This is a genomic window from Mycobacterium sp. SMC-4, from assembly GCF_025263265.1.
Lineage (GTDB): Bacteria > Actinomycetota > Actinomycetes > Mycobacteriales > Mycobacteriaceae > Mycobacterium.
The window spans coordinates 3149632-3174372 of record NZ_CP079869.1; the positions used below are offsets into that span (position 1 = coordinate 3149632).

Here is a 24741-nt window from a genome sequence, read left to right on the forward strand (position 1 = left end):
AGCACGTGCTCGACTACATCCGCGACGCCGCCGAGATCTACCGGCAGTCGTTCGCGACCATCCGCGACGAAGCCGACCTGGCAAGATTTCCCGACGACGTGGCACGCGTGGTCGTGCGGCTGATCCACACCTGCGGCCAGGTGGATCTCGCCGAGCACATCGCCTACACCGACGACGTCGTGACCAGGGCACACGCCGCGCTGTGCGACGGCGCGCCAATTCTGTGCGACTCGTCGATGGTCGCCGCGGGGATCACCCGGTCCCGCTTGCCCGCCGACAACGAGGTCGTATCCCTCGTCGGTGACCCGCGCGCCGCCGCGCTGGCCGCCGAGCAGGGCACCACTCGGTCGGCGGCGGCCGTCGACCTGTGGGCCGACCGAATGCCGGGAGCCGTATTTGCCGTCGGCAACGCCCCGACCGCGTTGTTCCGCATGCTCGAGCTCGTCGACGAGGGGGTCGGTGCGCCGGTGGCGGTGTTGGGCGGACCGGTCGGGTTCGTCGGCTCGGCGCAGTCCAAAGATGAGCTGATTGGTGACCCCAGAGGAATGTCGTACCTGCTGGTCAGTGGTCGACGCGGCGGCAGCGCCATGGCCGCGGCAGCCGTGAACGCGATTGCGGCAGAACAGGAATGACTGGGCGCGGGACGCTGTGGGGTGTCGGGCTCGGCCCGGGCGACCCAGAACTGGTGACGGTCAAGGCCGCGCGGGTGATCGGTGCCGCCGATGTGGTGGCCTATCACAGCGCGCGGCACGGCCGCAGCATCGCCCGCGGCATCGCCGCGCCGTATCTACGTGACGGCCAGATCGAGGAGCACCTGGTCTATCCGGTGACCACCGAGGTCGCCGACCATCCCGGCGGCTACGCCGGCGCGATGGAGGACTTCTACCGCGAGGCCGCCGAGCGCATCGCTGCGCATCTGGACGCCGGGCGCGACGTCGCATTGCTCGCCGAGGGTGATCCGCTGTTCTACAGCTCCTACATGCACATGCACACCCGGCTGACACAGCGCTTCGACGCCACCATCGTGCCCGGAGTGACGTCGGTCAGCGCGGCGTCGGCCGCCGTGGCGACCCCGCTGGTGCAGGGCGAGCAGGTGCTGACCATCCTGCCCGGAACCCTGCCGACCGACGAGCTGGCGCGCCGGCTGGCCGACACCGACGCCGCGGTGGTCATGAAGCTCGGCCGGTCATATCCGCGGGTGCGCGAGGCTCTGTCCGCGGCTGGCCGCCTCGACGACGCGTTCTACGTCGAGCGGGCCAGCACCGACCGCCAGCGCGTGCTGGCCGCCGCCGACGTCGACGACGGCTCGGTGCCTTACTTCTCGCTGGCCATGCTGGTCGGGCGGCCGACTGTTCCGGCGGGCACCGGCGGCGTCACGGTGGTCGGACTCGGGCCGGGCGACGCGCAGTGGACGACCCCGCAATGCCGTCGCGAATTGGCCGCGGCAACCGATCTCATCGGCTACGCCCCCTACCTGGACCGCGTCCCGGTCCGGGACGGACAACAGCGCCACCCCAGCGACAACACCGACGAGCCCGCCCGCGCTCGGCTGGCCTGCGAACTCGCCCAGCAGGGACGGACCGTTGCCGTCGTGTCGTCTGGCGATCCGGGCGTTTTCGCGATGGCCACCGCGGTCCTCGAGGAGGCCAAGCAGTGGCCGGGCGTCGAGGTACGGGTCATCCCCGCCATGACCGCCGCGCAGGCGGTCGCCAGCCGGGTCGGCGCGCCGCTGGGCCACGACTACGCGGTCATCTCGTTGTCCGACCGGCTCAAACCATGGGACATCATCGAGCGCCGGTTGCGCGCCGCGGCTGAAGCCGACCTGGTGCTGGCGATCTACAACCCCGCGTCCAGAACCCGCACCTGGCAGGTCGGCGCCATGCAACAGCTGCTGCTGGCCCACCGCGACCCGAACACTCCGGTGGTCATCGGACGCGATGTCGCCGGGCCTGCGGAGTCGGTGACGGTGGTGCGCCTGAATGATCTGGAGCCGGCGCAGGTCGATATGCGTTGCCTGCTCATCGTCGGCTCCTCACAGACCCAATGGCATCCGGCCGACTCGGACGGGACACCCGACCGAGTGTTCACCCCGCGCTACTACCCGACCGGCTTCTGACCCAGGATCCGGTCGGCCTCCCGCAGACCGCTGAGGTAGGCGCCATGCGTGGTCGCCCAGAACCGTCGATGGGTCGCCTCCCCCGCGAACGCCAGCCGGTCCCCGACCGGCTCAGCGAGCGTGCGCTGATCATCAGGGCTCGATCCGACCGCCAGATAGCTGTAGGAGCCACGAGCGTAGGGATCGGCCGCCCAGCGGGTCACAACGGCCCCGACGGGCTTCGGGGCGCGCAGAGATTCGACCACGTCAGCGACTGTGCGAGCATCCGAATGCGCCTCGCGGGCAAGGGCATTGGTGCCGCCGCGAAGCCCTACCAACAGCGCAACGTCGGTGAACCGCAAGCCGTTGACCAGATCCGACACCGGCTGGTCGCGGCCTGGGATGCCGACCATGTCCACCTCGCGCGGCCAGAACGGCTCATCGAAGCGTAGAACGACCTTGTCGAGCAGACCGAACCCGAGTCGCTCGATCGCCCGCCTCTTGTCGTGCGGCAGCGGCGGATCGAAGGCGATCACCCCCGCCTTGAGCACGCCCAGTGGCACGGTGAGGATGACCTGGCTTGCCTCGATGACCCCCTGCGAGGTGTCCACCCGCACCACGGACCCGCCGTACCGGATGCCGGTCACCGCGCAGTCCAGCGTGACGTCCAGGCCATCGGCCAGGTACTCGACGAGCTGTGTGTAACCGCCGGGCAGCAGGACGTCGGGACCATCGAGTTGATCCTCGCTGCCCAACCAGCGCAGCGACAGGTCCGCCGGGTCCGCGGCGTACTCGGCGGTGATGGTCGAGGCGAGGCACCACTGGACGAGCGGGTCGTCGAGGTCGACCCGCCCGTCCAGGGCATCAGCGACGGAGGCGGTAACGGAGGCGTCGGCCGCTGTGGCGTAGAGGTCGTCCATCACGTCGGGCCAGGCACCGATCGCGGCCTCGACGGCAGCCGGGCCAACCGGTGCGCCGCCGTCGAGCACCACCACGTTGTCGAAGTCGGTCTCGACGGTACGCGCGCCTGCTTGTTCGGCGATGTTCGTCAGAGGGTTGTCCCGGGTGCCGTGCAACCACGCCGCGCCCACATCGATCGGTACGCCCAACGAGGTGTCGGTCCAGGTCCGCCCGCCCACCCGGTTGCGGGCCTCCAGCACCCTGACCGTTACTCCCGCGTCGGCAAGCCTGCGCGTCGCGGCCAAGCCTGCCATCCCAGCACCCACGACGACGATGCGTTCGCCGGCGAGATCGCGACCGTCCGAGCAGCCGGCCAGTGCAGGAGGCACGGCCAGCCCGGCAAGACCGGCGCCCAGTCCCAGCGCAAACGCGCGCCGCGACGTCGGGGGCATACGGTGTTGGTACCACGCCGACGCTCCGACGTCTCGCGACTGATCGTTGACAGTCGTCTCACATCGTTGACAGTCGTCAGAAGCCCCGGCTAGGGTCGCGCGACAAGGTCAGGAACGGAAGGCGCCGCCCGTGCAGTCTGGATTACCGGTGCGCTCGCCGACCGACCGGCGCCAGCCGCAGAAGAGCGACCTACGCCGCACCGCGATCCTGGAATCGCTGGATCATCATCTCCGCGAGTCGGGATTCGACGGACTCAACATCGCTGACGTAGCCCGACAGGCCGGCGTCACGCGTTCGGCGTTCTATTTCTACTTCGAGAACAAGGCCGCTGCGGTGGCCGCGCTGCTGGAACCGATGTACGACGACGGATTCATGGCCGGCAACCTGCTCAGCGATACCGGCAGCGGGCCCCGCGATCGGATCCGCGGCATGCTCGAAGCGCTGCTCGACACCGTCGACCACCACCGATACCTCCTGCAGGCGATGTTGGAGGCCCGCGCCACCAGCGCCGCGATCCGCCGGGTCTGGGACGACGCGCGGGAATCGTTCGTCGCCTCGGTGGCAGCGGTGATCACCGGCGAACGCGCCGAGGGGCGCGCACCCGCCGGCGCGGCAGCCGAGGTGCTGGCCAGCATGCTGCTGGAATTCAACGACAGGTTGATGGAGCGCTACACGGTCGGCGGCCGGTTGAGCCGTGCCGAACTGCTGGCCGGGGCCGAGACGATCTGGTTGCGCGCGATCTACGCCGGCGACGGCGAGTAAAAGGAAGGCGGTCCGAGTGCCGATACCCCGCAAACCTGAGGACCTCACGGCCGAGTGGCTGAGCTCGGTGCTGGACACCGGTGTCGGCGCTGTGGAGGTGGTCGCCATCGGCACCGGCCAGACCGGCGCCACCTACCGCGTCACCGCCAGCTACCTGCAAACTGCCCAACTGCCCACTCCACCAAAGACTTTCGCGGTCAAGCTGCCCGCCCAAGATGACCAGGTGCGGGAGCGGGTGGCTCTCGGATACGTCTCCGAGGTGGACTACTACACCACCATCGCCAAGGATGTGGCCATCCCCGCGCCGGATTGCTACTACAGCGAAATTTCCTCTGACGGAAAGGATTTCGTACTGGTGTTGGCTGACATGGCGCCTGCCGAGCAAGGCGACCAGATCGCCGGGTGCACCCCCCAGGAGGCGGTGTTGGCCGTCGAGGCGCTGGCCGGGCTGCATGGGCCGACCTGGAACGACCGGCGCTACTTCGACATGCCCTCGATCGTGATGCCCAAGCCCGGCGATGAGGCCGCCGCCGGCGGGATGGGCGAAGTGGCCAAGATGGCGGCCGACATCACGCTGGACAAGCTCGGCGCTTCCATCAGCGACGAGGACCGGGACACGCTGCTGACCTCGATGGGCCTGGTCACGCCCTGGCTCCTCGCGGTGCCCGACAGATTCTCGCTGATGCACGGTGACTATCGGCTCGACAACCTGCTCTACGACCCGGACCGCACCCGCGTCACCGTCGTGGATTGGCAGACTCTCGGGCTCGGGCTCCCCAGCCGAGATCTTGCCTATTTCACCGCGACCAGTCTGTTGCCGGAGACCCGAGCCGGCGTCGAACGCGACCTGGTGCGGCGCTACCACGCCGCGCTGTCCGGCCACGGCGTCAGCGGCTATGACATCGACACCTGCTGGCACGACTACCGGCTCGGAGTGTTGCAAGCACCGCTGATCACCGCGCTGGGCACCGCGTTCGCGTCGTCCACCGAGCGAGGCGACGAGATGATGCTGACCATGCTGCACCGCGGCTGCCGGGCGATCCGCGACCTGGACACGATCGACCTGGTCAGGTCGTATCAGGCTTCGTCACCGACCACTGTGTGACCGGCATCGCCGGACGCCAGCCGGAAAACGATCCGACCGCTTCGCCTTGATAGTGCTGGTAGCGCCGCAGTTCCCCGCCGTATTGTGAATGCCACTGCGCGAGAACGGCTTCGGACTCCACGGTGACGGCATTGGCGACGAGTCGCGCGCCGTCGGGCAACGCTTCCCAGCAGGCGCCCAGCAAGCCGAGCTGACTCACCCCGCCGCCGACGAAGATGGCGTCGGGTGTCGAGGCGGCGGCGAAAGACTTCGGCGCGCCGGCGCTGACGTTTACATCAACGCCGTGGGCGGTGATGTTTTCGACAATGCGGTCGCGCCGCCGTTCGTCGCGCTCGAAGGCCACGGCACGACACGCCGGGGCGCTGCGGCACCATTCGACAGCGATGCTGCCCGACCCGGACCCGACGTCCCACAGCAATTCTCCGGGTCGCGGCGCCAAGGCAGCAAGTGTCACCGCACGCATCATCTGCTTGGTGATCTGACCGTCATGGGCAAACAGGTCATCGGGCAACGCTGCGCCGCGACGCTGGTCGGGCAGGTACAACACGGCCATCACATTGAGGTCGTCAACGTCGGCCGGCGCCTGGTCGGCCCACTCGCGCGCGGTGGCAGCGCGGCGACGCTCGGCCGGGCCGCCGAGTTGCTCGAGCACGGTGATCTGCGAATCGCCCCGGCCGGTGGCTACCAGCAGCCCGGCCAGCGCGACGGGCGTGGACCCATCTCGCGACAGCACGACGGCCTGCCCGCCGCGCCGCACGGCGGTGCGGGTGTGGCCGGTGACAAGGCTGATCACCTCGGTATCCGGCACGGCCCAGCCGAGCCGTGCGCACGCCAGCGTCACCGACGACACGTGCGGCAGCACCGTCACCCGGCCGGTCCCGTGCAACCGGATCAGCGACGTCCCGACTCCGTGCAGCAGCGGATCGCCGCTGGCAACCACGTGCACGTCGCCGTCAGTGCCGTCGAGCAGCCCGCGCAGCGCCGGTAGCATCGGCGAGGGCCAGGTCCGCCGCTGCGCCGACACCGACCCGTCGAGCAGGTCGAGCTGGCGCGGTGACCCGTAAACGACGGTGGCCCGTTGCAGTTCGGCACGTGACGCCGGCGCCAACCCGGTCACACCGTCGGCGCCGATCCCGACCACCACGATCCTGCTCACCGCGGAAGCCTCCGCCAGATCGCTTGCGGCAACAGTCTCATGACCGCGAACACCGGTTTGAGGATCCACGGCACCCACACCTGTGAACGGCCACGACGCAGGGCTCGCACGGCGGCCTCGGCGACCTCGACGGGCGTGGCGGAAAACGGCGCCGGCGCCATGCCTTCGGTCATCCGCCCGATCACGAAACCCGGACGCACCACCAGCAGGCGGACCCGCGAACCGTGCAATGCGTCAGCCATCCCACTGCAGAATCCGTCCAGGCCCGCCTTGGCTGATCCGTACACATAGTTGGCCCGACGCACCCGCACACCTGCCACCGAGGAGAACGCCACCAGCGTCCCTCCGCCGGCCGCGCGCATCCGGTCAGCCAGCACGGTGAGCAGGCTGACCTGCGCGACGAAATCGGTGTGCACGATTGCCGCGGCATGGCTCGGATCGCGTTCGGCGCGTGCCTGATCACCGAGCACGCCGAACGCCAGCACCGCGACGCCGATGGCACCGTGGCCGGTGATGATCGCGTCGACCACCTCGGAGTGGGAGACCAGATCGTCGGCGTCGAACTCGACAGTGTGCACCGCCGCCGCGCCGGCCTGCCGCATCGCCGCGATCTGCTCGCCGAGGTCGTCGGCACGGCGCGCAGCCAGGATCACCGTCGCGTCCCCGGCCAGCCGGCGGGCCAGCTCGGTGCCGATCTCACTACGCCCGCCGAAGATCACGACCGGGCCGGCCATCGTGTCATCCACGGCTGCGATTATCGCCTGCGCTAGCGTGGGGCCGATGTCTACACCCGGTCGCAAGGCGACTACCAAGCTGACCACCGACGCGCTGGCCTTTCTGACCGAGCGTCACCTGGCCATGCTGACCACGCTGCGCAACGACGGGTCCCCGCACGTCGTGGCCGTGGGGTTCACCTTCGACCCGCAAACCCACATCGCGCGGGTGATCACCACGGGTGGGTCGCAGAAGGCGGTCAACGCCGAGCATCGCGGAGTGGCGGTGCTCAGCCAGGTCGACGGAGCCCGGTGGCTTTCCCTGGAAGGCAAGTCGAAGGTCCGCACCGACAGCGACAACGTGCGCGACGCCGAGCTGCGCTACGCCCAGCGCTACCGCACCCCGCGTCCGAACCCGAGGCGGGTCGTGATCGAGGTCAAGATCGAGCGGGTGCTGGGTTCGTCGAGCCTGCTTGACCGCGGCCAGAGCTGATGGCCCGTCAGCGCACCGGCACCACGGTCAAGCCGTGTGGGCCGTTGTTCACCGGTTCGGCACCGGAGCCGGTGACGATCACGATGTCCTCGATCCGCGCGCCCCATTCGCCGGCGAAGTAGATTCCCGGCTCCACCGAGAACGCCATGCCCTCCTGCAGCGGAAGCGAGTTGCCCGCGACGATATAGGGCTCCTCATGCACCGACAGACCGATGCCGTGGCCGGTGCGGTGCACGAATGCCTCGGAAAGCCCGGCGGCAGCCAGGACGTCGCGCGCCGCGGCGTCGACCTGCTCGGCGCTCACCCCGGGGCGTACCGCGGCCACCGCCGCGCGCTGCGCCTCCTCGAGGACCCCGTACCGTCGACGCACCTCGTCGTCGGGTTCGCCGATGCTGTAGGTCCGGGTGCAGTCGGAGTTGTAGCCGACCCCGTACGGACCGCCGATGTCGACGACGACGATGTCCCCCTCACGCAGCTGCCGATCCGAGCATTCGTGATGCGGGTCGGCCCCGTGCGGTCCGGAGCCGACGATGATGAATGCCACCGCCGAATGTCCTTCGGCGACAATTGCTTCGGAGATGTCGGCGGCCACTTCGGCTTCGGTGCGGCCGGGAGCGAGGAATTCGGGCACTCGGGCGTGCACGCGGTCGATCGCCGCACCGGCGGCGCGCAGCGCGTCAAGCTCGGCACCGTCTTTGATCATCCGCAGTGTGCGCATGACGTCAGTGGCCAGCAGCGGCACCACCCCGAGCGTCTGCGCCAACGGCAACAGGTGCAGCGCTGTCATCGATTCGGTGACCGCCACGGAAGGCTGCGGCGATCCGGCGAACGCATCGGCGACCAGAGCATAGGGATCATCGCCGTCGACCCAGTCGCGCACCGTGACACCTAGTTGGGGCACCGCGGAGTCCTTCAGCGCGGCGAGCTCCAGGCGGGGTACCACGATCGTGGCGTCGCCGGTGGCCGGCACCACCAGTGCGGTCAGCCGTTCGAACGTCTGCGCGCGGGAACCGGTGAGGTACCGCAGGTCGTATCCGGGCGTGATGACCAGACCCGCCAGCCCGGCGTCGGCGGCAGCCCGCGCGGCGGCCGTCATCCGTTCGGCGTAGACATCAGTGCTGAATCGACCGTCGGACATGACCATCAGGCTAGTCAGCACCCTGGCAGGATGTCGGGGGTGACTGCCCCTCTGGTGCTCCTCGACGGCGCGAGCATGTGGTTTCGGTCCTACTTCGGTGTCCCGTCATCGATCACCGCACCCGATGGCCGGCCGGTCAACGCGCTGCGTGGCTTCCTCGATGCGGTCGCCACGGTGATCACCCGCGAACAACCGCACCGGCTGGTGGTGTGCCGCGACGACGACTGGCGCCCGCAGTGGCGGGTCGACCTGATCCCGTCCTACAAGTCGCATCGGGTGGTCGAGGAGAGTCCCGACGATGAACCCGACGTGGAGGAGATCCCCGACGATCTGACCCCGCAGGTCGACATGATCTTCGAGATCCTCGACGCGTTCGGCATCGCGACCGCCGGCGCGCCACACCATGAGGCCGACGACGTGCTGGGCACGCTGGCCGAGCGCGAACGTGCGGACCCGGTGGTGGTGGTCAGCGGTGATCGCGACCTGCTGCAGCTGGTGCGAGACGAGCCCGTCCCGGTACGCGTTCTCTATTTGGGCCGCGGCCTGGCCAAGGCAACCAAGTACGGTCCGTCCGAGGTCGCCGAGAACTACCAGGTGCCCGTCGATCGGGCCGGGCCGGCCTACGCCGAGCTGGCGTTGTTGCGCGGCGATCCCAGCGATGGGCTACCGGGTGTGGCCGGCATCGGGGAGAAGACCGCGGCGTCGCTGCTGGCCAGATTCGGGTCGCTGGAACAGATCCTGGCCGCCGCGGAGGACCCCCGCTCATTGCTGTCGAGGTCACACCGCAGCAAGTTGCGCAGCGCCGCCGACTACATCGCGGCCGCCACCTCGGTTGTCCGGGTGGCCACCGATTGCGACGTGGACTTCTCCACTGACAGCGACACATTGCCGCTGGCGGCCCGCCATCCCCGCAAAGTGGCCGAACTCGCCGAACGCTACGGCGTGTCGTCGTCGATCGGTCGACTGCAGGCGGCGCTCGACAAACTGCCCGACTGAGCGCCTACCTGGGCCGACCGACCTCGTAGGTGCCGTTGTCGTCCTGGAAGGTCACCGTGACCTGGCGAATGGTGCCATCGATGCTGACCTCGCACTCGAAGGTGTCGCCGCGGCGCACGGTCGGGCTGACGCCGTCGTTGCACGTCACATTGTTGACGTTGGTGGCGCCGTAGCCGTTGGTCTCATCGGTCAGGATCTGCTGGACGCCCTGCTCGGCAGCAGCGATGTCGAGCTTGGTGGTGACGAAGAACCCGGGCCGCCAAAAGCCCATGACCAGCACCGCGATGACGACGACACCCACCAGCACGCCGACGACGGTGCCGATCACCGCCAGGGAACGCTTCGAGCCGTCGTCTGACCCCGGCGAGGGGTAGCCCGGGTACTGGCCGAACTGGCCGGGTTGCTGCCCGAACTGCCCGGGCTGCTGGCCGAACTGGCCCGGCTGTTGGCCGAACTGGCCGGGCTGCTGGCCGTATCCGGGCGCCGGCTGACCATAGGGCTGGCCGTAGCCCGGTTGTCCGTACTGACCCTGCGGGGGGTAGCCGGACGGCTGCCCGTACTGGTCGGTCGGCGGGTACTGCGGCTGCTGATACTGCGGATACTGCTGCGGGGTGTAGGCCGGCGGCTGCCACTGGGGTTGCTCGCCCCCGGGCGCCTGCGCCTGCTCCGACCCAGACGGCGGCTGCCAACCCTGGTTGGCGGTCGCGTCTCCGGTCGGTTGCTCCGCGCCCGACTCAGGCTGTTGACCCGGCCACGGCTGCGTCGGATCAGATCCCTGCGGTCCGCTCATTTCTCTCCTTGGTCGTGCCGTGCCTGCTGGGCCACACCCTACCCGGCATCAACAGCAACGACGCCGCGCCGGACGTCGTTGATGGCGCGTTTCGCCGTTGCCCGCAACACAGGCGACGGCGCTGCGCCGCGGACCTGATCAGCCAGATCGAGTACCTGGCGGCACCATCGCACGAAATCGCCGGCCGACATGGTTGATCCGTTGCCCGCCGTGTCGGACGCCGACAGCGCCGATGCCAGATCACCGGTGCGCGCCCAGCGATAGATGGCAGTGACGAAACCGTCGTCGGGTTCGCGGCTGTGGCTGATCCGGTGCCGTTGCTCGTCGGTGCGCAACTCCGCCCACAGCCGGCGGGTCTGGTTCAGGGCGCGGCGCAGCCGACCCGTCGGCACCTCGGCTCGCTCTCCTGATCCGCTGTCCCGCCGGGACTCGTAGACGACCGCAGACAGGGCCGCGGCCAGCTCGGCTGGATCCAGGTCGTCCCACACTCCGCTGCGCAGGCACTCGGCGACCAGCAGATCGCTTTCGCTGTAGATGCGGGCCAGCAGCCGTCCGGCGTCGGTCACCGCCGGCGTGTCCCCTTCGGCGCCGGTGATGAAGCCGCGCTCGGTCAGCAGCACCACGATGCGATCGAAGGTCAGCGCCAACGAGTTGGTCGCCGTTTCGATCTTCTTACGCAACGCTGCATTGTCCCGCTCGATCTTCAGATAGCGCTCTGCCGCACGGGCCCGGTCTTCCCGGTCGGTCAGCCCGTGGGCCGGATGGACACGTATCCGGTTGCGCAGCGCCGCCAGTTCCGGGTCGACGTCGGGTTCGGGCGCAGGCCCGGTGCGGCGGGCCCGCGCCGACGGCACGTCCAGCCCGGCTGCCGCCGAGCGCACCGCCGATGCCAGATCACGCCGTATCCGCGGATTACGGTGTTCCACCCGCTTGGGCAGGGTCATTCTGCCCACCGGCGGCGCCGCGCCGGTGTAGTCCGCCGACGAGATGCGCCCCGCCCAGCGGTGCTCGGAGAGCACCAGTGGTCGCGGATCCTCGTCGTCGCGTGCGGGTTCGAGCACGACGGCCAGTCCCCCGCGTTTCCCCTGCGTGATCGAGATGATGTCGCCGCGGCGCAACGCAGCCAGGGCGTCGTTGACGGCCTGCCGTCGTTGCAGCCGCGACGCCCGGGACTGCGATCTCTCCCGCGCGGTGAGCTGCGCGCGCAGGCGCACATAGTCCAGGATCGGCGCATCACGGCCGCCGAACTCGGTGGCCAACTCGTCGAGCATCCGTTCGCCACGCTCGACACCACGCACCAGGCCGACCACCGAGCGGTCTGCTTGATACTGCGCGAACGAGCGTTCCAGTAGCCGATGGGCCTGCTGTGGACCCATCTGGTGGACCAGGTTGATGGTCATGTTGTAGGTGGGTGCGAAAGAACTCCGTAGCGGGAAGGTCCGCGTGGAAGCCAGCCCGGCAACTTCGGCCGGATCCACCTCGGGGTTCCACAACACCACGGCGTGGCCCTCCACGTCGATACCCCGCCGACCCGCTCGACCGGTCAGCTGGGTGTACTCCCCCGGCGTCAGCGGCATGTGCTGTTCGCCGTTGAACTTCACCAGCCGCTCCAGCACGACGGTGCGGGCGGGCATGTTGATACCCAAAGCCAGTGTCTCCGTGGCAAATACCGCCTTGACCAGACCTGCTGTGAACAGTTCCTCCACGGTGTGGCGGAACGTGGGCAGCATGCCGGCGTGGTGGGCGGCCAGACCGCGCAGCAGACCTTCCCGCCACTCGTGAAAGTCCAGCACCACCAGATCGGTGTCGTTGAGCTCGGCGGTGCGCCGGTCGACGATATCGGCGATGCGGCGCCGTTCGGAGTCGGTGGTCAGCCGCAATGACGACCGCAGGCACTGCTTGACCGCGGCGTCGCAGCCGATACGGGAGAAAATAAAGGTGATAGCAGGGAGCAGGTCGCGCTGCTCGAGCACCGAGATCACATCGGGCCGCCCCGGCGTGCGGTAGATGCTCGGCCGGCCCCGACCGCGTGGTTGCCAGTCCGCCAGCCGGTCGGCCTCGCGCCGGTGGGCGATGTGGCGCAGCAATTCCGGGTCTACCGCCGGTCCGCGCGTGGACACGGCCGCGTCGGCGCCGCGGTAGTCGAACAGGTCGAGCAGCCGCTTGCCGACCAGGACGTGCTGCCACAACGGCACCGGTCGGTGCTCGTCGACCACCACTGCGGTGTCGCCGCGGACGGTCTGGATCCAGCCACCGAACTCCTCGGCGTTGCTGACCGTGGCCGACAGTGACACCAGCCGCACCTCTTCGGGCAGGTGCAGGATGACCTCCTCCCACACCGCGCCGCGCATCCGGTCGGCCAGAAAGTGCACCTCGTCCATCACGACGTAGGAGAGGTTGTGCAGGGCGGGAGAATCGGCGTAGAGCATGTTGCGCAGCACTTCGGTGGTCATCACCACGACATCGGCATCGCCGTTGATGGCCTGGTCTCCGGTGAGCAGACCGATGCGTTCGGGGCCGTAGCGGCGCACCAAGTCGTTGTGCTTCTGGTTGCTCAGGGCTTTGATCGGCGTGGTGTAGAAGCACTTTCGCCCGGCGGCCAGCGCCAGATGGACCGCGAACTCTCCCACCACCGTCTTGCCGGCACCGGTGGGGGCGCACACCAGTACCCCGTGCCCATTGGCCAGCGCCTCACAGGCGCGGCGCTGGAAATCGTCGAGCTCGAAGGAGAGTAGCGCGGTGAATGCAGCGATCTGCGGCTGCGCCGGAACGGGATCAGGTCGCGTCGTCATCGACCACAAGTCGCGACGGTGTGGGCACCGCCGACGGCCTTTCCAGTGGCTCGGCTGAATCGATGGGAGCCGCTTCGTCGTCGGCCACCGAGTTCAGCGCGGCGCGACGGGCCCGGCTCTTGTCGGAGAACCGGGCCACCTGGATGGCGAACTCCATCAGCGCGGTGATCGCCAGCGCCAATGCCAACATCGAGAACGGGTCCGAACCCGGGGTGGCGAATGCGGCGAAGACGAACACACCCATGATCAACCCGCGGCGCCACGCCTTGAGTCTCTCGTAGGTCAGCACCCCGACCATATTGAGCATGATGATCAGCAACGGGAACTCGAAGCTGATGCCGAACACCAGCAGCAGGTTGATCAGAAAACCGAAATATTGTTCACCGGACAGCGCGGTCACCTGAACGTCACTGCCGATGGTCAACAGGAAGCCCAACGCTTTGGCCAGCACCACATAGGCCAGCAGCGCTCCAGCGACGAACAACCCCGCGCCGACGGTGACGAAAGCCACCGCGAAGCGACGCTCCTTGGCGTAGAGCCCTGGTGTGATGAACGCCCACAGCTGATACAGCCAGACCGGACACGCGAGCACGATGCCCGCCGTCAGGCCGACCTTCAGCCGCAGCATGAACTGGTCGAAGGGCGCGGTGGCCAGCAACCGGCATTCCCCGTCGGGTGTGATGGAGGCCCGAGCAGAGTCCGGCAACGCACAGTAAGGTCCGCGCAACCAGTCACCCAGGCTGGGCAGACCGAAAAATCCGTGGCCGTACCACACGAAGCCCACGATGGTGGTCAGCACCACCGCGAGCACCGAGATCAGGAGCCGGGAACGCAGCTCGGTGAGGTGCTCGACGAGAGACATGGTGCCGTCGGGGTTGACCCGCGAACGACGCCGACGCGGATCGAGTTTCTTGAAGATTCCAGGGATCTGCACGGCGGTGGGCTAGGTGCTGCTCTCAGGCGCGTGATCACCACCGCGGAGCTGGCACCGCGGCACGCGAGTCGACCCGTTCAGGCTGAGCGCTGGTCCGGTGAGGTTTCGGACGGTGCCGGTTCCGCGCTGCGGTCGGTGCCCTCAGAAACACGCTCAGACGTGATCTGGGTCGGCGAGTCCGACTTCGACTCGGCCTGCATTTCCTTGATCTCGGACTTGAAGATGCGCATCGACTTACCGAGCGAACGTGCGGCGTCCGGGAGCTTCTTGGCCCCGAAGAGCAGCACGAACACGGCGATGACGATGGCCCAGTGCCACGGTGAGAGACCACCCAATTTCGTTACCTCCAGACCTCTGCGCCGAGTCTACTCGGTTCTTGCCGCACCGCTGCCCTGATAGGCCGCCAGCGCAGCGGCGGCTGCCGAACGGACCCGTTCGGCCAACGCCGCGGGCTCGAGCACGTCGACCGCCGAGCCGAAGCCGAGCACGAAGCGCGACATCCAGTCGTCGGAGGCGTAGGTCATGGCCGCGTCGCAGGAGCCGTCGGGATGCTCACGCAACACCCGCAGCGGGTAGTAGTCGAACATCCAGGCCGCTGACCGGCTGATCCGTAGGGTGGCGGTCGGCAGCGCCGGATCGGCGGTGTCGGGGTCGAACAGCGAGGTGTCCGGTTCAGCCGCAACGGCGGGCTGCGGCGGCAGCGCCGGCTCGTCGAGCACCCGAGCGTCGACGATGCGGTCGAACCGGAACAACCGCACACCCTCCGCGGTACGGCACCACGCCTCCAGGTAGCTGTGGTCGGCGACGAGGACCACCCGGATCGGGTCGACGACCCGACTGGAGAGCACGTCGTGGGAGGCGGAGTAGTACTCGATGGCCAGTGCCTTACCCGCACGAACCGCGGTGCGCACCGCCGCGGCGGCCTCGCTTTCGATCGGGGCCGGTTCGTCGACGGCGGCATCGCCCTGCGGGCCGGCGTGCCCGGCAGCGGACTCGATCTTGGCGATCGCGCTGCGCGCAGCCTCGGGATCGACCATTCCCGGCACGTCGAGCAGCGCGCGCAAGGCGACCAGGACGCCGGTGGCCTCCGGCGAGGTCAGGCGCAGCGGGTGGTCGATACCGGCAGAGAAGGTGACTTCGATGGTGTCGCCGGAGAAATCGAAATCGATCAGGTCGCCCGGGCCGTAGCCGGGCAGCCCGCACATCCACAACTGGGTGAGGTCGTCGCGCAGCTGTTTGACGGTGACGCCGAGGTCGGCGGCGGCCTCGGCGTAGCTGATACGCGGGTTGGCCTGGAAGTACGGCACCATGTTGAGCAGCCGAACCAGTCGGGTACTGACCGATGTCGTCATGGACCGGCCACCTTCGCCTGTGCGCTGAGGCGGGCGATCACCTCGGCGCGCAGCGCCTCGGGCTCCAATGCGATCGCATCGGCTCCGTAGCTGGCGACCTCACGGGCGAGCCGATCGAACATCCCGATCTCGACGGTGAGTTCGTCTCCGGGTCGTCCGTCCAGAGTCAGCGGTGTCGTCGCCGTCGCGCGCCGGCGCAGCGCCAATGCGCGGTCAGCGGCGGCCCACACCCTGGCCTGACCGGCGTCGGGCCACTCACCCACCACCCGGGCGACGAGTTCGCGAAGGTCCACTCCGGGGGGCTTGCGCACCGCGCCCGGCTCTCCGATCAGGGTGACCTCGGACCCGATGCGGGACAACCGAAATGTGCGTACCGCATCCCGGTCGCGGTCGTGGCCGACCAGGTACCAGCGTCCCCGGTCGGTCACGACACCCCACGGCTCCACCATGCGGGTGACGTACGGGTCACTGCGCGAGGCCCGGTGCGGGAACTGCACCGCCTGCCCGGCATCGACAGCCGACAGCAGCACGCCGAGAACCCCTTCGGAGCCGCGCAGGCCTGGCAGTGCCCCCGTCGAGGTGATCATCACGTTGAGGTCGTCGGCCGCCTCGATGTCGATACCCGCGGCCCGCAGTTTCAGCAGCGCACCCTGAGTCGCGGTGATCAGCTCCGGTGACTCCCACAGCTGCGTGGCCACGGCCACCGCGGCGGCCTCTTCGGCAGTGAGACGAACCGCCGGCAACGCATAGGCCTCCCGGTTGATCCGGTAGCCCTCGGTCGGGTCGCTCGCCGATACCCGGCCCGTCTCCAGCGGGATACCCAGGTCGCGCAGCTCGTTCTTGTCGCGTTCGAACATCCGGGAAAATGCGTCGTCGCTGGCATTCTCGCGGTAGCCGTGCACGGTTTCGCGGATGCGTTCGGCGGTGATGAACGTGCGCGTCGACAGCAGCGCGATGACGAGGTTCATCAACCGCTCAACCTTGGAGACCCCCACGGCTAAGAGCTTAGAGCCCGCCGGAGATGGCAAGAACCGCGACTCACATGCTCGCGATGAGCCGTTTGACCCGCTCGTCGACAGAGCGGAACGGGTCCTTGCACAGCACGGTGCGCTGAGCCTGGTCGTTGAGCTTCAGGTGCACCCAATCGACGGTGAAGTCGCGGCCGGCTTCCTGCGCTGCGCTGATGAACTCGCCCCGCAGCTTGGCCCGGGTGGTCTGCGGCGGGGTGTTGACGGCGGCCTCGATCTCCTCGTCGGTGGTGATGCGCGCGGCAAGACCTTTGCGCTGCAACAGATCGAAGACCCCGCGTCCGCGCTTGATGTCGTGGTAAGCCAGGTCGAGCTGACTGATCTTCGGGTCGGAGAGCTCCATGTCGTAGCGATCCTGGTAGCGCTGGAACAGCTTGCGCTTGATCACCCAGTCGATCTCGGTGTCCACTTTCGCGAAGTCCTGGCTTTCCACCGCGTCGAGCTGGCGACCCCACAGGTCGACGACCTGGGTGATCTGCGGATCCGGTTCGCGGGTCTGCAGATACTCCACGGCGCGGGTGTAGTACTCGCGCTGGATGTCCAGCGCACTGGCCTGCCGGCCACCGGCCAGACGCACCGGCCGCCGTCCGGTCAGATCGTGGCTGACCTCACGGATGGCGCGGATCGGGTTGTCCAGCGAGAAGTCGCGGAAGGCCACCCCGGCCTCGATCATCTCCAGGACCAGCGAGGCCGAGCCGACCTTGAGCATCGTGGTGGACTCGCTCATGTTCGAGTCGCCGACGATGACGTGCAGTCGGCGGTACTTCTCGGCGTCGGCGTGCGGCTCGTCGCGGGTGTTGATGATCGGACGCGAACGGGTCGTCGCGCTGGAGACCCCTTCCCAGATGTGTTCGGCGCGCTGGCTCAGACAGAAGGTTGCGGCCTTGGGCGTCTGCAGCACCTTGCCCGCACCGCAGATCAGCTGCCGGGTCACCAAGAACGGCAGCAGCACATCGGAGATCCGGGAGAACTCACCGGCACGCACGATCAGGTAGTTCTCGTGGCAGCCGTAGGAGTTGCCGGCCGAGTCGGTGTTGTTCTTGAACAGGTAGATGTCCCCACCGATGCCCTCGTCGGCGAGCCGCTGCTCGGCGTCGATCAACAGGTCCTCCAGAACCCGCTCACCGGCGCGGTCGTGGGTGACCAACTGGGCGAGGTTGTCGCATTCGGCGGTGGCGTACTCGGGGTGGCTGCCCACGTCCAGATACAGGCGAGCACCGTTTCGGAGGAAGACGTTGGAACTGCGGCCCCACGACACCACCCGGCGGAACAGATAGCGGGCGACCTCATCGGGGCTGAGCCGACGATGGCCGTGGAACGTGCAGGTGACACCGAATTCCGTCTCGATGCCCATGATTCGTCGCTGCACCTCATCGAGACTACTGGTTGCCCGGCTGGTGTGGTGTCCGACACTGCGAGACCGGCCGTGCCGATGCGCCTGTGGATAACCGGGGTGGGCGTGGTGCGGGACCTGCCAGCATGAGCCATGGGGGAAATCACGCAGGTCGATCTCGTTCGCCTCGCCGGGCTGGTCGACCACGTCGACGACGCGGCCGACCGGGTTGCGGCCATCGCGTGGCCGCGCTTGGAACCGGCCGCACTGCCGGGCTCAGCGGTCAGTGGTGTGGCGACGTCACAATCCCTGGAGCCGCATGTCGAGCAGTTGTCGAGTGCACTACACGGGTGGGCGGTTGCTGCGCGAGCCGCCGCCGACGCGTTCGTCCAGGCCGACACCGCCAACGGTGAGCGGTTCGATCGGCGGTGAGCAGACCGACCGTCGCACAGGCCCGGGCGTGGGACCCCGAAGCGTTGTCGCGGCTGGCCGCGAGCTGGGACGATGCTGCACGCCGATTGGTCGCCGACACCGAAAGTGCGGCCGGCGCGGTCGAACGCAGCCGCGAGCATTGGACCGGCGCCGCGGCCGACGCCGCCCGCCGGCAGGCCGATCGGGTTGCCGCCGACGCCGCCAGGGCGGCACGGGTTCTGATCGCCGCCTCGGTCGCGGCCCTGGACGGCGCCGAGCAGATCGCCGTAGCCCGCCGGCAGGTGCTGGCGCTGGTCGATGCCGCAGCGCGCGACGGATTACCGGTCAGTGACAACGGGACCGTGCTCGCGGACAGCGACCCGCAACCGCTGCTGACGATGCTGGCCGGAGGTGACCCCTCGGCGGCGGCAGAGATGCTGCGATCTCGGGCCCGACGGTTGAGCGTGGATATCGGCGACGCGCTGCGCCGTCTCGGTGACGCCGACCTCGACACGGCCGCCGACATCGCCGCGGCATTCGCCACCGCGTCTGCGCCTGCGTCCGGGCCGGCGTCCACCGTTCCGGCGGGGGCGTGGACGGCGAGCCAGGTGGTGGACGCCTGGCCGAGGATGGGCCAGGACCGGATCGCCGCCCAGGTCGCCGCGATGACGCCGCAGCAGCGCGACCAGTTGGTCGCCGAATTTCCCGGACAGGTCGGCAACACCGACGGGGTGCCGTGGACGATGAGGTCGCGGGCGAACCGGGTGAACCTCGCTGCCGCGATCCTCTCCGAGGACGGGCGCGATGAGGGTTCGCGGCGTCGCCTGGCGGTCTACCGCGACCTGCTCGGCGAGGTCGACGACCCGGCCGGTGCCGGTGGCCGGATTCAGCGCCAGATCATCGCTTTCGACCCCGAGCGCGCGTCGCTGGTCGAACTCAACGGTGACCTGTCCACTGCGCGCGCCGTGGCCGTCCTGGTTCCGGGGGTCAACACCACGATGGACGGGTCTGCCGCCAACACCGCAACCGCACGCCGCTTCGTTTCAGGCAGCCGGGGCGAGGTCGCGATGATCACCTACCTCGGTGGACCGTTCCCTCAGGTCGATGACCCGACCGATGTGTGGCGGCACGCCGCGGATCCGCGCTACGCGCTGGACATGGCGCCTCGGCTGGTCGCCTTCAGCGAGGACGTCGAACGCACTGTCGCTCCGGGCATCCCGGTGACCGTCATCGGCCATTCCTACGGCGGCTCGATCGTCGGCACCGCCGAGACGCTGGGTCTGACGTCAGACCGCACGCTGTTTCTGGCCGCGGCCGGCGCCGGGGTCGGGGTCGACGATCCGTCGGACTGGCGCAACCGGAACCCCGACGTGCTGCGGTACTCGATGACCGCACCCGGCGACTTCATCGAATTGGTGCAGGGCATCCGCGGAGGCCCGCACGGCGCAGACCCGGACACGATGCCCGGTGTCACCGTGCTGGGCACCGGTCGTTACGACGACGGGGGGCCGGTGGCGGGGTGGGGCGCACACAGCGGGATGCTCAACCGGCCTTCCGATGCATGGCGCACGATCCTGGCCGTCATCGCCGGCGACTCTTAGGACGTGTCGCCCGCCGAATCATCCTCGGTAGCCGAATCAGCCTGCGGCAGCATCGCTTCCAATGCGGCACCGGTAATGCGACGGAAGGCTCGCCGGGGCCGGTTGGCGTCGAGGATGGCCACCTCCAGCGTCGCGGGGCCCAGCGTGCGGGGCTCGGTCCCGTTTCCACCGGCCGTCAGCGCCGCGACCGCGATCGCCACCGCGTCCTCCAACGAGGCATTCTCGGTGTAGGACTCGCCCAGCGCGGCGATGATCGGCTCGGTCGTGCCGCCCATCACGACGAAATGCGGCTCGTCGGCGATGGACCCGTCGTAGGTGATGCGGTACAGCTCGGGGGCTTTGGTCTCGCCGAAGTGCGCCACCTCGGCCACACACAGCTCGACCTCGTAGGGCTTGGCCTGTTCGGTGAAGATCGTGCCCAGCGTCTGGGCGTACACATTGGCCAACTGTCGGCCGGTCACGTCCCGACGCGAATAGGCGTAGCCTTGAGTGTCGGCGAACCGAATTCCACCGCTGCGCAGGTTGTTGAACTCGTTGAACCGTCCCACGGCCGCGAAGCCGACCCGATCGTAGAGCTCACTGACCTTTTGCAGCGACCGCGACGGGTTCTCCGCAACGAACAACACGCCGTCGGCGTAGGCCAGCGCGATCACGCTGCGGCCGCGCGCGATTCCCTTGCGGGCGAGCTCGGAACGCTCGCGCATCGCCTGCTCGGGCGAGATGAAATACGGAAAGCTCACAGTTCGTCACCTCGCAACGGCCTGGCGTCGGGTCCGAACGTGTCTTCCCGCGAACGGTTGTCGATGATCTCGCGACACACCGCGGCGATCTGCTCCTCGGTGATTTCGACCGCGCCGTCGGCGGTGATCATCACCGCGGTCGGGAAGATTCCTCGCACCAGATCCGGGCCACCGGTTGCGGAGTCGTCGTCGGCGGCGTCGTACAGCGCCTCGATGGCTACCCGCAGTGCGGAATCCCCGTCGCTGACTTGCGAATACAGCTTCTTCATCGATGACTTCGCGAAGATCGAGCCTGACCCGACCGACTGGTAGCCCTCCTCTTCGAGGTTGTGGCCGCCCGCAGCGTCGAACGACACGATGCGACCGGCCGCCTCGGGGTTGGGGTCATCGAGGTCGTAGCCCGCCAGCAGCGGCAGCGCCACGAAACCTTGCAGGGCCGCCCCGAGGTTGCCTCGCACCATGGTCGACAGTCGGTTGACCTTGCCGGGGAAGGTCAGTGCCACACCCTCGAGTTTTTCGTAGTGCTCGAGCTCGACGGCGTAGAGCCGGGCGAACTCCACCGCGATCGCGGCGGTGCCGGCGATACCGGTGGCGGTGTAGTCGTCGGTGATGTAGACCTTCTGCACGTCGCGGCTGGCGATCATGTGCCCCTGAGTGGCCCTGCGGTCCCCCGCCATCACGACGCCCCCGGGGAACTTCAGCGCCACGATGGTGGTGCCGTGCGGCAGTGCGTCACTCGGCATCGGTCCCGCACCGGGCAGTAGGTGAGGCGCCTGGTGGCGCAGGAAATCACTGAACGACGACAGGTTCACACCGGTGTGGGTCAGGGGTAGCGCGGACGGTAAGGCCGAATGATCGTTATGCGGCCAGGTCACTGTCCACCCTTCTGCACGTATGCGCGCACGAAGTCCTCGGCGTTCTCCTCCAGGACGTCGTCGATCTCGTCGAGCAGGTCGTCGGTTTCCTCAGTCAGCTTCTCGCGGCGCTCCTGGCCGGCGGCCGTGCTGCCGGTGAGGTCGTCGTCTTCGCCGCCCCCGCCGCCACGCTTGGTCTGCTCCTGAGCCATCGCTGCCTCCTGCGTCAGTCTTCATCGTGGCGGGCCAATTCCCTCGCCCGCCAGTTCCTCCACACTACCGGTCGGCCCCGGGATTGCCGGGGATAGCTCGATCGGGTTCATCCATCAGTCATCCATCAGGTGGTGGTGAGCTGTTCGACGAGCTCCACGGCGCTGTCGACGGAATCCAGCAGCGCACCCACATGGGACTTGCTTCCGCGCAGCGGCTCCAGCGTCGGGATGCGCACCAGGGAGTCTCCGCCGAGGTCGAAGATGACCGAATCCCAGCTCGCCGCCGCGATATCGGCGCCGAACCGGCGCAGGCACTCGCCACGGAAGTACGCCCGGGTATCGGTGGGCGGATTGTCCACCGCGTCGAGCACCTGCTGCTCGGTGACCAGACGTTGCATCGACCCGCGGGCGACCAGCCGGTTGTAAAGGCCTTTGTCCAGCCGGACGTCGGAGTACTGCAGGTCGACCAGATGCAGCCGCGGTGCGTTCCAGTTCAAGTTCTCGCGCTGGCGGAACCCCTCCAGCAGCCGCAACTTGGCCGGCCAGTCCAGCAGGTCTGCGCACTCCATGGGATCGCGCTCAAGCAGGTCGAGCACATGCGCCCAGGTCTCGAGCACGTGCGATGCGCGCGGATCGGGATCACGGCTGTCGACCAGCTTGGCGACCCGGTCGAGGTAGATCCGCTGCAGCGCCAAACCGGTCAGTTCACGGCCGTCGGCCAGGGCCACGGTGGCCCGCAGCGCCGGGTCGCGGGAGAGCACGTGTACCGCGTGCACCGGCCGGGCCAGCGCCAGGTCCGACAGATCGATGCCGATCTGATGGCCTTCCTCGATCAGGTCGAGCACCAGCGAGGTGGTGCCCAGCTTCAGATAGGTCGAGGTTTCGGCGAGGTTGGCGTCACCGATGATGACGTGCAGGCGCCGGTACTTGTCGGCATCGGCGTGCGGCTCGTCGCGGGTGTTGATGATGCCGCGTTTGAGGGTGGTCTCCAGCCCCACCTCGACCTCGATGTAGTCGGCACGCTGCGAGAGCTGAAATCCCGCGTCGTCGCCGGACGGGCCGATCCCGACCCGGCCGGAGCCGGTCACCACCTGGCGTGACACCAGGAACGGAGTCAGCCCGGCGATCACCGCGGAGAACGGCGTCTGGCGGCTCATCAGGTAGTTCTCGTGCGAACCGTAGGACGCGCCCTTGCCGTCGACGTTGTTCTTGTAGAGCTGCAGCTTGATCGCGCCGGGAACGCTGGCGACGTGGCGCGCCGCGGCCTCCATCACCCGCTCACCGGCCTTGTCCCAGACCACCGCATCCATCGGATCGGTGCACTCCGGTGCGGAGTATTCAGGGTGGGCGTGGTCGACGTACAGGCGTGCGCCGTTGGTGAGGATCATGTTCGCCGCACCGACCTCGTCGGCGTCGACGATCGGCGGCGGACCCGAGGACCGGCTGAGATCGAACCCGCGGGCGTCGCGAAGTGGCGACTCCACCTCGTAGTCCCACCGGGTCCGTTTGGCGCGCTGAAGGCCGGCGGCTGCGGCGTAGGCCAGCACCGCCTGGGTGGACGTCAAGATCGGATTCGCGGTCGGATCAGACGGCGACGAAATGCCGTACTCGACCTCCGTTCCGATGATCCTTTGCATACCGCCCACCCTAGACATCGCGATAACCGCCTGGCACGGCAGCCTGTGGTGAGATTGGGCGGTCATGACCACGATCGACCGCCAGCAGCGCGTGCTTGCCGAGCGCTGGTTTCTGGAGCGCGGCCTGCCGGCAGTGCTGCGCCCCGGAGCGCTGGTGCGGCGGGTGTGGCAGCGCTCCGCGCCCGGGTTGGCCGGCTATGCGGTCGTGATGACGTTCTCCCTGGTGTTCGTGCTGGCGACCGGCCAGCACACCATCGACATTGCGGGCGCCCCCACCCGCGCCGAGTGGTTCGTGCTGGCCAGCATCGTGGCGGTGCTGCCAGTGGCCGCGTTGACCGGGTGGCTGACATCGCGCGTCGCCGATGACCGGCTGCGCAGCGTGGTCTCGGCCGTGTCGGTCGCGGTGGTGATGATCAGCGCCGCAGTCGGAGGGCCGACACCGCGGCTACTGGTCGACCTGGTCATCGAGGCGGTGGTGGTGGGGCTGATCCTGGCGTGCACCGCCACCGGCGTCGGGGCGATCCTGGGCTGGGCGGTGCGGATCATGTTGGCGAATCTGGCGTCAGTCGGAGATCTGCTGCTCGGGGCGCTGCCGGTGATGCTGCTGACGGTCCTGGTCTTCTTCAACGGACCAGTGTGGACGATGGCCTCCACCGTCAGCCGCGCCCGGCTGTGGTTGGCGTTGCTGTTCCTGTTCACCATCGCGGTGTCGTTCCTGCTGTCGAGCACACTGGCGCGGGTCCGGCCGATCCTGCTACCCGACGCCAAACGCCCCGAAGACGCCGCCAACCTCGTCGGGACGCCGTTCGAGACGATGCCCGACCGTCCGCGTCGGGTGGCGCTGTCCAGGTCCGAGCGGCTCAACGTGCGGTTCGTGCTGGCGCTCTCGCAGATCGTGCAGGTCATGACGGTGGCGCTGGTGACCGGCCTGCTGTTCCTGGTGCTCGGGCTCATCCTGGTCAGCCCCGAGATGCTGGCGGCTCTCACCCGCGGCGGCCCGTCCGACGGCCAGATCCTGGGTATGACGCTGCCGATTCCGCAGGCCCTGATCCAGCTCACGATGTTCCTGACCGCGCTGACGTTCATGTACTTGGCGGCGCGTGCCGTCGGCGACAGCGAGTACCGCACCCGCTTCGTCGAGCCACTCCTCGACGACCTCCGTCTGACTCTGGTGGCGCGGGACCGATACCGCACCGCCACCAAGTCCGGCTGAGATCCGGTGCGATCCGCGGCGATCGCGCACAAT

The 24741-nt window shown here is 68.5% G+C and carries 24 protein-coding genes; 9 read left to right on the top strand and 15 right to left on the bottom strand.

The features are described 5' to 3' along the window. The first annotated feature begins 5 nt into the window (after positions 1-5). Both KXD98_RS15005 and KXD98_RS15010 read left to right on the top strand, forming a co-directional pair. Positions 6-632 carry a precorrin-8X methylmutase gene (locus tag KXD98_RS15005; RefSeq protein WP_260759174.1) on the top strand — a complete coding sequence of 209 codons (627 nt, stop codon included), beginning with the start codon at positions 6-8 and terminating at the stop codon, positions 630-632. Continuing rightward, positions 629-2116, top strand: coding sequence for a precorrin-2 C(20)-methyltransferase (locus KXD98_RS15010; RefSeq protein ID WP_260759175.1), 1488 nt, complete (start codon positions 629-631; stop codon positions 2114-2116). The genes KXD98_RS15005 and KXD98_RS15010 overlap by 4 nt, the downstream gene beginning before the upstream one ends. Here KXD98_RS15010 and KXD98_RS15015 read toward each other — a convergent pair. Next, complete coding sequence (locus tag KXD98_RS15015; protein ID WP_260759176.1) at positions 2098-3447, bottom strand: FAD-dependent oxidoreductase; 1350 nt, start codon at positions 3445-3447, stop codon at positions 2098-2100. The two genes, KXD98_RS15010 and KXD98_RS15015, sit on opposite strands and share 19 nt — an antisense overlap. 148 nt (positions 3448-3595) lie before the next feature. On the opposite strand from KXD98_RS15015, the gene KXD98_RS15020 reads away from it, so the two are divergent. Both KXD98_RS15020 and KXD98_RS15025 read left to right on the top strand, forming a co-directional pair. Next, the gene (locus KXD98_RS15020; RefSeq protein ID WP_260759177.1) at positions 3596-4210 is read left to right on the top strand and encodes a TetR/AcrR family transcriptional regulator; all 615 of its coding nucleotides are present in this window, start codon (positions 3596-3598) and stop codon (positions 4208-4210) included. A 16-nt stretch (positions 4211-4226) separates the two neighbouring features. After that, a complete protein-coding gene (locus KXD98_RS15025; protein WP_260759178.1) occupies positions 4227-5315 on the top strand; it encodes a phosphotransferase family protein in 1089 nt (362 codons plus the stop codon). On the opposite strand, the gene cbiE is transcribed toward KXD98_RS15025, so the two are convergent. Then, positions 5278-6471 (bottom strand): precorrin-6y C5,15-methyltransferase (decarboxylating) subunit CbiE, encoded by a 1194-nt coding sequence (gene cbiE, locus KXD98_RS15030; protein WP_260759179.1) that lies wholly within the window; start codon positions 6469-6471, stop codon positions 5278-5280. The genes KXD98_RS15025 and cbiE overlap by 38 nt on opposite strands. Next, a complete protein-coding gene (locus tag KXD98_RS15035) occupies positions 6468-7217 on the bottom strand; it encodes an SDR family NAD(P)-dependent oxidoreductase (protein ID WP_260759180.1) in 750 nt (249 codons plus the stop codon). The genes cbiE and KXD98_RS15035 overlap by 4 nt, the downstream gene beginning before the upstream one ends. Before the next feature lie 34 nt (positions 7218-7251). On the opposite strand from KXD98_RS15035, the gene KXD98_RS15040 reads away from it, so the two are divergent. Then, positions 7252-7677 carry a F420-dependent biliverdin reductase gene (locus KXD98_RS15040; protein WP_260759181.1) on the top strand — a complete coding sequence of 142 codons (426 nt, stop codon included), beginning with the start codon at positions 7252-7254 and terminating at the stop codon, positions 7675-7677. Positions 7678-7684: 7 nt separating this feature from the next. On the opposite strand, the gene KXD98_RS15045 is transcribed toward KXD98_RS15040, so the two are convergent. Further along, a complete protein-coding gene (locus KXD98_RS15045; protein ID WP_260759182.1) occupies positions 7685-8815 on the bottom strand; it encodes a Xaa-Pro peptidase family protein in 1131 nt (376 codons plus the stop codon). A 30-nt stretch (positions 8816-8845) separates the two neighbouring features. Between KXD98_RS15045 and KXD98_RS15050 the strand changes: the two genes are divergently transcribed. After that, the gene (locus tag KXD98_RS15050; protein WP_260759183.1) at positions 8846-9811 is read left to right on the top strand and encodes a 5'-3' exonuclease; all 966 of its coding nucleotides are present in this window, start codon (positions 8846-8848) and stop codon (positions 9809-9811) included. Positions 9812-9815: 4 nt separating this feature from the next. Here the strand turns inward: KXD98_RS15050 and KXD98_RS15055 are convergent, their stop codons facing one another. From KXD98_RS15055 to pafA, 7 genes are all read right to left on the bottom strand, one after another. After that, positions 9816-10601, bottom strand: a complete 786-nt coding sequence (locus KXD98_RS15055) for a DUF4333 domain-containing protein (protein WP_260759184.1) — start codon at positions 10599-10601, stop codon at positions 9816-9818. 38 nt (positions 10602-10639) lie between these two features. Continuing rightward, complete coding sequence (locus KXD98_RS15060) at positions 10640-13393, bottom strand: RNA helicase (protein WP_260759185.1); 2754 nt, start codon at positions 13391-13393, stop codon at positions 10640-10642. Beyond that, positions 13377-14327, bottom strand: a complete 951-nt coding sequence (tatC, locus tag KXD98_RS15065) for a twin-arginine translocase subunit TatC (protein ID WP_260759186.1) — start codon at positions 14325-14327, stop codon at positions 13377-13379. Before tatC ends, KXD98_RS15060 begins: the two co-directional genes overlap by 17 nt. Positions 14328-14404: 77 nt before the next feature. Continuing rightward, entirely contained in the window at positions 14405-14662 is a 258-nt protein-coding gene (tatA, locus tag KXD98_RS15070) for a Sec-independent protein translocase subunit TatA (protein ID WP_260759187.1), read from the bottom strand. Positions 14663-14692: 30 nt separating this feature from the next. After that, complete coding sequence (locus KXD98_RS15075; protein WP_260759188.1) at positions 14693-15679, bottom strand: YafY family protein; 987 nt, start codon at positions 15677-15679, stop codon at positions 14693-14695. Further along, on the bottom strand, positions 15676-16674 hold the full coding sequence (locus KXD98_RS15080; protein ID WP_260759189.1) for a YafY family protein: 999 nt from the start codon (positions 16672-16674) through the stop codon (positions 15676-15678). The genes KXD98_RS15075 and KXD98_RS15080 overlap by 4 nt, the downstream gene beginning before the upstream one ends. A gap of 43 nt (positions 16675-16717) precedes the next feature. Beyond that, on the bottom strand, positions 16718-18076 hold the full coding sequence (pafA, locus tag KXD98_RS15085) for a Pup--protein ligase (RefSeq protein ID WP_260759190.1): 1359 nt from the start codon (positions 18074-18076) through the stop codon (positions 16718-16720). 117 nt (positions 18077-18193) lie between these two features. Between pafA and KXD98_RS15090 the strand changes: the two genes are divergently transcribed. After that, positions 18194-18472 (top strand): hypothetical protein, encoded by a 279-nt coding sequence (locus KXD98_RS15090; RefSeq protein ID WP_260759191.1) that lies wholly within the window; start codon positions 18194-18196, stop codon positions 18470-18472. Then, a complete protein-coding gene (locus KXD98_RS15095; protein WP_260759192.1) occupies positions 18469-20052 on the top strand; it encodes an alpha/beta hydrolase family protein in 1584 nt (527 codons plus the stop codon). Before KXD98_RS15090 ends, KXD98_RS15095 begins: the two co-directional genes overlap by 4 nt. On the opposite strand, the gene prcA is transcribed toward KXD98_RS15095, so the two are convergent. The 4 genes from prcA to dop all read right to left on the bottom strand — a co-directional run bounded on the left by prcA (position 20049) and on the right by dop (position 23495). Further along, entirely contained in the window at positions 20049-20792 is a 744-nt protein-coding gene (prcA, locus tag KXD98_RS15100) for a proteasome subunit alpha (protein WP_260759193.1), read from the bottom strand. The genes KXD98_RS15095 and prcA overlap by 4 nt on opposite strands. Continuing rightward, positions 20789-21667 (bottom strand): proteasome subunit beta, encoded by an 879-nt coding sequence (gene prcB, locus KXD98_RS15105; protein WP_260759194.1) that lies wholly within the window; start codon positions 21665-21667, stop codon positions 20789-20791. Before prcB ends, prcA begins: the two co-directional genes overlap by 4 nt. After that, entirely contained in the window at positions 21664-21858 is a 195-nt protein-coding gene (locus KXD98_RS15110) for a ubiquitin-like protein Pup (protein ID WP_046365221.1), read from the bottom strand. Before KXD98_RS15110 ends, prcB begins: the two co-directional genes overlap by 4 nt. 125 nt (positions 21859-21983) lie before the next feature. Next, entirely contained in the window at positions 21984-23495 is a 1512-nt protein-coding gene (gene dop, locus KXD98_RS15115; RefSeq protein WP_260759195.1) for a depupylase/deamidase Dop, read from the bottom strand. Between the two features lie 64 nt (positions 23496-23559). On the opposite strand from dop, the gene KXD98_RS15120 reads away from it, so the two are divergent. Further along, entirely contained in the window at positions 23560-24708 is a 1149-nt protein-coding gene (locus KXD98_RS15120; RefSeq protein WP_260759196.1) for a hypothetical protein, read from the top strand. Positions 24709-24741 lie beyond the last annotated feature (33 nt).

What these genes read in the sequence shown, in the direction of transcription:
- KXD98_RS15015 (WP_260759176.1), bottom strand. Translation starts at nt 3,447, where the DNA reads ATGCCCCCGACGTCGCGGCGCGCGTTTGCGCTGGGACTGGGCGCCGGT.
- KXD98_RS15075 (WP_260759188.1), bottom strand. Translation starts at nt 15,679, where the DNA reads ATGACGACATCGGTCAGTACCCGACTGGTTCGGCTGCTCAACATGGTG.
- KXD98_RS15040 (WP_260759181.1), top strand. Translation starts at nt 7,252, where the DNA reads ATGTCTACACCCGGTCGCAAGGCGACTACCAAGCTGACCACCGACGCG.
- KXD98_RS15050 (WP_260759183.1), top strand. Translation starts at nt 8,846, where the DNA reads ATGTCGGGGGTGACTGCCCCTCTGGTGCTCCTCGACGGCGCGAGCATG.
- KXD98_RS15120 (WP_260759196.1), top strand. Translation starts at nt 23,560, where the DNA reads ATGACCACGATCGACCGCCAGCAGCGCGTGCTTGCCGAGCGCTGGTTT.
- dop (WP_260759195.1), bottom strand. Translation starts at nt 23,495, where the DNA reads ATGCAAAGGATCATCGGAACGGAGGTCGAGTACGGCATTTCGTCGCCG.
- KXD98_RS15010 (WP_260759175.1), top strand. Translation starts at nt 629, where the DNA reads ATGACTGGGCGCGGGACGCTGTGGGGTGTCGGGCTCGGCCCGGGCGAC.
- KXD98_RS15110 (WP_046365221.1), bottom strand. Translation starts at nt 21,858, where the DNA reads ATGGCTCAGGAGCAGACCAAGCGTGGCGGCGGGGGCGGCGAAGACGAC.
- KXD98_RS15055 (WP_260759184.1), bottom strand. Translation starts at nt 10,601, where the DNA reads ATGAGCGGACCGCAGGGATCTGATCCGACGCAGCCGTGGCCGGGTCAA.
- KXD98_RS15045 (WP_260759182.1), bottom strand. Translation starts at nt 8,815, where the DNA reads ATGTCCGACGGTCGATTCAGCACTGATGTCTACGCCGAACGGATGACG.
- KXD98_RS15060 (WP_260759185.1), bottom strand. Translation starts at nt 13,393, where the DNA reads ATGACGACGCGACCTGATCCCGTTCCGGCGCAGCCGCAGATCGCTGCA.
- KXD98_RS15090 (WP_260759191.1), top strand. Translation starts at nt 18,194, where the DNA reads ATGGGGGAAATCACGCAGGTCGATCTCGTTCGCCTCGCCGGGCTGGTC.